This is a genomic window from Thermovirga sp. (assembly GCA_012523215.1).
GTDB lineage: Bacteria > Synergistota > Synergistia > Synergistales > Thermovirgaceae > 58-81.
Genome location: JAAYIZ010000273.1, coordinates 1 through 6,612, shown reverse-complemented (window position 1 = coordinate 6,612; position 6,612 = coordinate 1). Strand labels below are relative to the sequence as shown.

Sequence of the window (6,612 nt, the reverse complement as noted above, 5' to 3'; positions counted from 1 at the left end):
TGGTAGACCATATCAGGGATAACGCCCTGAAAGATCACGAAGCCATCACCGTGGACGGCGTGAGGATCCTCTACCCCAGGGGGTGGGGCCTGGTCAGGGCGTCGAACACCCAGCCCGTTATCGTGGCGAGGGTGGAGGGCAAAACCCAAGCGGACCTGGCGGAGTACTCGGCGGATCTCAAGAGGAGGATCCTGGAAGCTGGCGTCGAGGACTTCACTTGGGAACACTGATTGGGGGCTTGATTGGGGTCAGAGCTTGATTTTGAGCATTTGTATACTGAAAGGCGAGAAGTGCGAAGGAGCGGAAAGGCAAAACAGCGCAAAGCCTACCTCCGTCACACCGTTCGGGACAGTTCGTTCCGGGGGTTTTTAACGAGGGGTTGCGTCTGGGGTACAAGGGCCTGCTGTTATTTTTCCCGATTTACGACTCCTGGTTCACGATTTACGGCTTTTTTGCCCTTATGGTATACAAATGCTCAAAATCAAGCTCTGACCCCAAGCATTTGGGAGAGGCCTTCCTCGAGGGTGTAACGGGGTTCATACCCCAGGAGCGTCCGGGCGCGGGTTATGTCGGCCTGGGAGTACCGGATGTCCCCTTCCCTCTCCGGCTCGTACCGGGGCACCAAGGCCTTTCCCGATCGCAGGCGTCCCCCCGACGTGGTATGGAGCGCAGAGAGGAGTTCTGCCAGCGACACGGCCCGCCCCGTCCCGATGTTGAAGAGAGGGGCTTCACCGGCGGCCCCGCCCTCCCGCAGTGCGGCGAGTAGGTTGGCCTGCACCACATCCTCTACGTAGACGAAATCCCTCGTGGTCCTTCCGTCGCCGTAGATCACCGGGGTTTTGTCCTCCCGGAGATACCTGGACCAAATGGATATGACCCCCGAGTAAGGGCTCGATGGATCCTGCCTCGGCCCGAAGACGTTCATGTACCGAAGCCCGGTGGTTCTCATGCCGCCGGGAAGCACCGAGGCGTACAGCTCGTTCGTCCGCTTGGCCACAGCGTAGGGCGAAAGGGGCCTAAGAGGGGCATCCTCCCCAATGGGCCCCTCGGGCTGGTGTCCGTAGACCGCCGCAGAGGAGGCAAAGACAAAAGACCGCACCCCCGCGTCCTGGGCCGCCGTCAGCATATTGAGGAAGCCCGTAATGTTGCAGGAGTTGTTCATGTGGGGCTCCCGGAAGGATCGGGGCACCGAGGCCAGGGCCGCATGGTGAAGGACGATGTCGGCGCCGCGACAGGCCTCGCGGCACTGCTCCATGTCCCTTATGTCGCCCTTGAGGAGACGGAAAAGGGGATCATAACCAGAAGAATACCGGCTTGCCCCTTCGATATTCGACTCTCTCCCGGTCAGAAAGTTGTCGAGGGCGACGACGTGCTGACCCAGGAGCAGCAGGGCATCGACGAGGTGAGAGCTGATGAAGCCGACGCCGCCCGTCACGACCCACCTCAAAGGCGTCGAGAGAAGATTCCTGCAGAGATTTTCGTACCTGGACATGGGCCACCCCCCCATAAAGTCGCGCCAATTGGGATAATTCTATTGGAAACTTATATTTAATACAACTACTTCGGGGCGGCTGGAGGTCCTTATCGGCGGTCCCCAGCAACCGACACCGCAGGAAATGTAAAAGAGAGTATCGCCTCTCTTCAGAAAACCCCAGTCTTGCTCGAATATTTTAGAAGTGATGTAGTTGAAGGGCCAGAGCTGCCCCCGATGGGTATGGCCGGAAACCTGGAGGGCAATGTCGGCTTCCTCAGCCTCGTGGAGGTCGTGGGGTGTGTGGTCCATAACGATCACCGGGAGGTCCCCGCCAATACCATCAATGGCCGCCAGGGGCGATCGCCTTCGCCCCATCCGTGATGCCGCGCGGTCGTCCCTCCCCACCAGGACCATGGCGCCGTCGATCACCACCGACTGGTCCCTCAGGACGATCACGGCTCCCTCGGTGAAGGAACGGGCCGCCTCATCAGCCCCGGAGTAAAATTCATGGTTGCCAAGGACGGCGAAAACACCGAGAGGCGCCGAAAGGGTTTCCAGTTGTTCGGAAAGCCTCTCCTCCTGGGCACGGGTTACGTCGGAGTCGACGATGTCCCCCACGAGGAGCACCATGTCGGGACGGGTCGAGTTGATAGTCTTAATCATGTCGGCCAGCCAGTGGTTCCTCACCAGGAGCCCCACGTGAAGGTCCGAGGCCACGGCCACACGCAAAGGTCCCTCCCTCGGCGCCCCTTTGATGGCCAGGTCATACTCCCTCACCACGGGGTTGCGGGCGTTCCACCGCCCCACCGCAACAACTACCACCGACAGGAAGAGAACTCCCCAGAAGGCGGCGAGGGCCGCCCTGCCCTGCCTCCTGGCTAGAGACCGCGGTACGATCCTGATCCAATAGTCGGCCAACCGGATGGCATCGACAAGGATTAAAAGGAGAAGGATATAGACCATGAAACCTAGGTACCAGGAACCGAGGATGGTGAGTTGGTCCGTGAAGGCGCAGCGGCAGAAGGCCCCGCCGATCCTACCCGCAGGTAAGGCCACGACGAGGATCCAGAAGGCGAGGATGACGGGGACCTTGAAAATCCCCAAGTAGGGGACCACCCTGGCCAGGTGAAGCCAAATAAAGAGGTTAGCCGCTCCGTAAATGCCCAGGGCAACGCCGAAAAAGGAAATGAACCGGGAAACTATAATTTGTACCTCCCTACTGGGATTTGGACAGGCTAATCATAAACGACAGCTTGCGAGTAAAAACAAACAATCAAAGAGAAAGGCGGCCACGCTAATAATTAGCGATCGCTAATTATTAAAAGGAAACCGCCATTACAATCTCTGTCAATCAATTATGCTGTAATACCATCCTGTCCTTTTTATTACTAGCCGTTTACGGCTTGCAGCAAAAGGCCAGGATTCGCCTATTACCGTCACCTAACCTGAAGTCCTTGAGTACTCGAAGTGGTTACTATTATTCATCGGGTTCGGTCTTTTGCTCCTAGACCTCTTCCTGCGCGGTCCGGGATATGATCTCCTCTTGAAGTTCCAGCCCGATATCACAGAAATAGTCGCTGTAACCAGCTACTCTTACTATCAGGTCCCTGTAGTTCTCTGGATGTGCCTGGGCATCCCTCAGAGTCTCGATGTCGATTACGTTGAACTGGATATGGTGAGCATCGTAGCGGAAGTAGGTCCGAACCAGGCTGGCAAGCTTTTCGATCCCCTTCTCGCCTTCAAGAACCTTCGGCATGAATTTCATGTTCAATAGGGTGCCACCAGTACGTACCTGATCCATTTTGCCACAGGACTTAATCACTGCCGTAGGGCCATTGCGGTCGGCACCCTGAACGGGAGATATGCCTTCCGATAGTGGGGACCTGGCTTTCCTACCATCAGGAGTCGCCCCGGTAACAGAGCCGAAGTAGATGTGACAAGTGGTGGGGAGCATGTCGATGTGGTAACAACCGCCCTTGGTGTTGGGCCGTCCATCTATTCCAATAAAAAGTGATTCGAAAACTCTCTTCATTATGGAATCGGCGTAGTCATCGTCGTTGCCCCAGCGAGGGGTCTTGTTGGCGAAGGTCAGCCTGAGGCTCTCGCGGCCTTGAAAGTCGGACCTAAGGGCCTGGATTACATCCACCATGGAGAAAGTCTTATCCTCGAAAACGTGTTTTTTAAGCGCACTGAGGCTGTCAGTTATGGTGCCTATACCCACACATTGGATGTAGTTGGTGTTATACCGCGGTCCACCGTCGTTATAATCCCTGCCTTTTTTGATACAGTCGTCAATCAGCACTGAAAGGAAAACCGCTGGAGCGTATTCAGCGTACATGCGCTCTATGAACTGGTTGCCCTTGATCTTGATCTCGACTATGTGATTCAGCTGTTTTTCGAAAGCGGAGTAGAGGTCGTCAAAGGTGCTGAAATTAGATGGATTACCGGTCTCAGCTCCAATTCGTTTTCCCGACAGGGGGTCCACGCCGTTGTTCAAGGCCAGTTCCAGTATCTTGGGAGTATTGAGGTAACCCGTCAGTATGTAAGCTTCCTTGCCAAAGGCGCCTGTCTCCACGCATCCGCTGGTGCCACCTTCCCGGGCGTCCTCTACGGTTTTTCCCGCTCGAACCATCTGTGCTATCACCGTATCAGCATTAAAAATGGATGGGTAGCCATAGCCCTTTCGAATCACTTTTAGGCCAGTCTTCAGGAACCTATCAGGATTCTTCCGACTCAGCTGGATATTGGCCTGGGGCTGTAGCAGGTGAATCTCGTCAAGTACCTCCAACATCATGTAGGATATCTCGTTGACACCGTCAGAACCGTCTTTAAGCACCCCCCCCAGGTTAATGTTGGTGAAATCATTGTAAGTCCCGCTTTCGGCAGCCGTTACACCCACTTTAGGGGGAGCTGGGTGGTTGTTGAATTTGATCCAGAAGGCGCTCAATAGCTCCTTAGCCCACTCCCTTGATAGGGTACCCTCTTCTAATTCCCGGGCGTAGAAAGGATAGAAGTATCGGTCCAAATGCCCAGGATTCATGGCATCCCAACCGTTGAGCTCCGTTATGGTACCAAGATGCATGAACCAGTACATCTGGAGGGCTTCCCAAAAATTTCTGGGGGCCCTACGGGGTACTTGCCTGCAATTTGAGGCTATTATCTCAAGTTCTTTTCTACGCGTTGGATCATTCTCGGCTAGGGCCATTTCCAATGCAAGATTGGCATGACGCTCAGCGAAGATAACGACAGCGTCGCAGGCTATATCCATTGCCTTCAACTGTTCGCGCTTCCTCGTAGCCTCGGGATCATTCTTGAAATCCAAGAAGGAGAGAGCTTCGGCTATTTCTTTCTTAAAGTCCTCCATGCCTTTAGAGTAGAACTTCCCATCAAGAGTGGTATGGCCCGGAGCTCTCTGCTCCATAAACTCCGTAAAATAACCTGCGCCATAGGTCTCCCGCCATTCTTCACCGACATCGGCGAAAATCCTGTCTCGCATAGTGCGCCCCCGCCAGTAGGGTATCACCTTGCTCCGGTAGATCTCTTTACATTTTTCCGAGACCTTGTAAGGGTTCTTGGCCCTATTGTGGAGGATATCCAGATCTTCCATGGAGTGGCAGTTCAATTCCGGGTAGGTCGAGACACATTTCGGTCGGGGACCACGCTCCCCCACAATAAGCTCGTCCTTACCTAAATAGACGCTCTTCTTTTCGCAGAGAGCCTTGAAGGCCAGGGCCCTCGTCACCGGTACGGAATATTTGCCACTGTGCTCGCTATAAAAATCTGTGATTATTAAAGCTCTCTCGTGGTCCAGAGTGACGACAACCTCGAAACTCTCCTTCCTGAGCCTTTCTATCCTTTCTTTCATTTTTTAACCCCCTATGGATACGTTAAGCCCATGCTGGGCAAGTCTCTCCGCGATTAACACCATCTGATCCCCTGACGGCGCTGGGATTTCGTTCAAAGGGTAATGCATACCCAATCGGCGATACTTCTCCCGGGCCGAAGAGTGATAAGGGAGGAGGTTGATATCGGGTATCAGGGGCAGTGCCGAGAGGTACTTCCCTAAGGTCTCCATGTTCTCGGCCGTATCATATATCCCCGGTATAACAGGGACTCTCACAATCATGGGGAAACCTTGGCCTGAAAGCCATTTCAAGTTTGAGAGGATCAACTCGTTCGATACCCCGGTGTACCTTTTGTGTAACTCGGCATCCATTATCTTCAGGTCGAAGAGAAGAAGTCCGGCAAGGCGGGCGACCGTCTCCAGGGTCTTCTGAGGGGCATAGCCGCAGGTGTCAACGACGGTGTGGATATTCTTATGGCGACAAACTTTCAACACCTCGATAAGAAAATCCGGCTGGAACAAAGGTTCTCCACCGGAAAAAGTGGCACCTCCTCCAGACTCGTCGAAAAACAGAATATCCTTCTCTATCTCCCTGACTAAGTCCCTGACCGTGGTGACCTCACCCACCACCTCCCGTGCTTCAGCGGGGCATGCTAAGGCGCACTTTCTGCAAACGGTACACCTCTCTTTATCCACAACGTAGCCTATCTTCGTGAGCTCGATCGCTCTCTCGGGACAAACTTCCTCGCAGGCTCCACAGCCAATACACCGATCAGGACGGTAAATAACGTCAGGAAAAGACGAGTGACTTTCGGGGTTGTGACACCACCAGCAGGATAGGGGACAACCCTTTAAGAAAATTGTTGTCCTGATACCGGGCCCATCGTGAATAGAATATCTTTTGATATCGAAGATAACACCGCTATCCATAAAAAGACCTCCCCGATGCCTCTATCCAGCCTCCTGGCCAATTCCGGGTGGAGCCAGTCCATCCAGGATCTCTGGTTTCTCTCGTTACATCGAACTCCCGAGATAATTTAAGGCTTGCCGCCGGAGAGGCACCGTATTGAACGAGAAGACAACAGTCATAACGCACCTCTCTACATATACAGAAATACAATATATCAGATATTTGGAGGGAACAGGTTCAGCTCCAAAAATGTTGAGCCTGATCCGCGGAAACAACCAATGGTCGCTTTTTTTGAAATAGAGCGATCGCTATCAAAAAAGGAAGGGCAGCGGCGGTACAGAATAGGCCTTACGATAGGACGCAGTAAAAGCGCGGGATGCCTAT

The 6,612-nt window shown here is 54.0% G+C and carries 5 protein-coding genes; 1 reads left to right on the top strand and 4 read right to left on the bottom strand.

From position 1 onward, the window contains the following. Nucleotides 1-230 (top strand): phosphomannomutase (locus tag GX108_07475; protein NLO56872.1); only part of this gene is annotated, 230 nt, incomplete at its 5' end. 251 nt (nt 231-481) lie between these two features. Here GX108_07475 and GX108_07470 read toward each other — a convergent pair. The 4 genes from GX108_07470 to GX108_07455 form a co-directional block, all read right to left on the bottom strand. Further along, a complete protein-coding gene (locus GX108_07470; protein NLO56871.1) occupies nt 482-1,492 on the bottom strand; it encodes an NAD-dependent epimerase/dehydratase family protein in 1,011 nt (336 codons plus the stop codon). Between the two features lie 39 nt (nt 1,493-1,531). Continuing rightward, complete coding sequence (locus GX108_07465) at nt 1,532-2,578, bottom strand: metallophosphoesterase (protein NLO56870.1); 1,047 nt, start codon at nt 2,576-2,578, stop codon at nt 1,532-1,534. Nucleotides 2,579-2,978: 400 nt separating this feature from the next. Continuing rightward, nucleotides 2,979-5,339, bottom strand: a complete 2,361-nt coding sequence (locus tag GX108_07460) for a glycyl radical protein (protein ID NLO56869.1) — start codon at nt 5,337-5,339, stop codon at nt 2,979-2,981. Between the two features lie 3 nt (nt 5,340-5,342). Then, on the bottom strand, nt 5,343-6,248 hold the full coding sequence (locus tag GX108_07455) for a glycyl-radical enzyme activating protein (protein NLO56868.1): 906 nt from the start codon (nt 6,246-6,248) through the stop codon (nt 5,343-5,345). Nucleotides 6,249-6,612 lie beyond the last annotated feature (364 nt).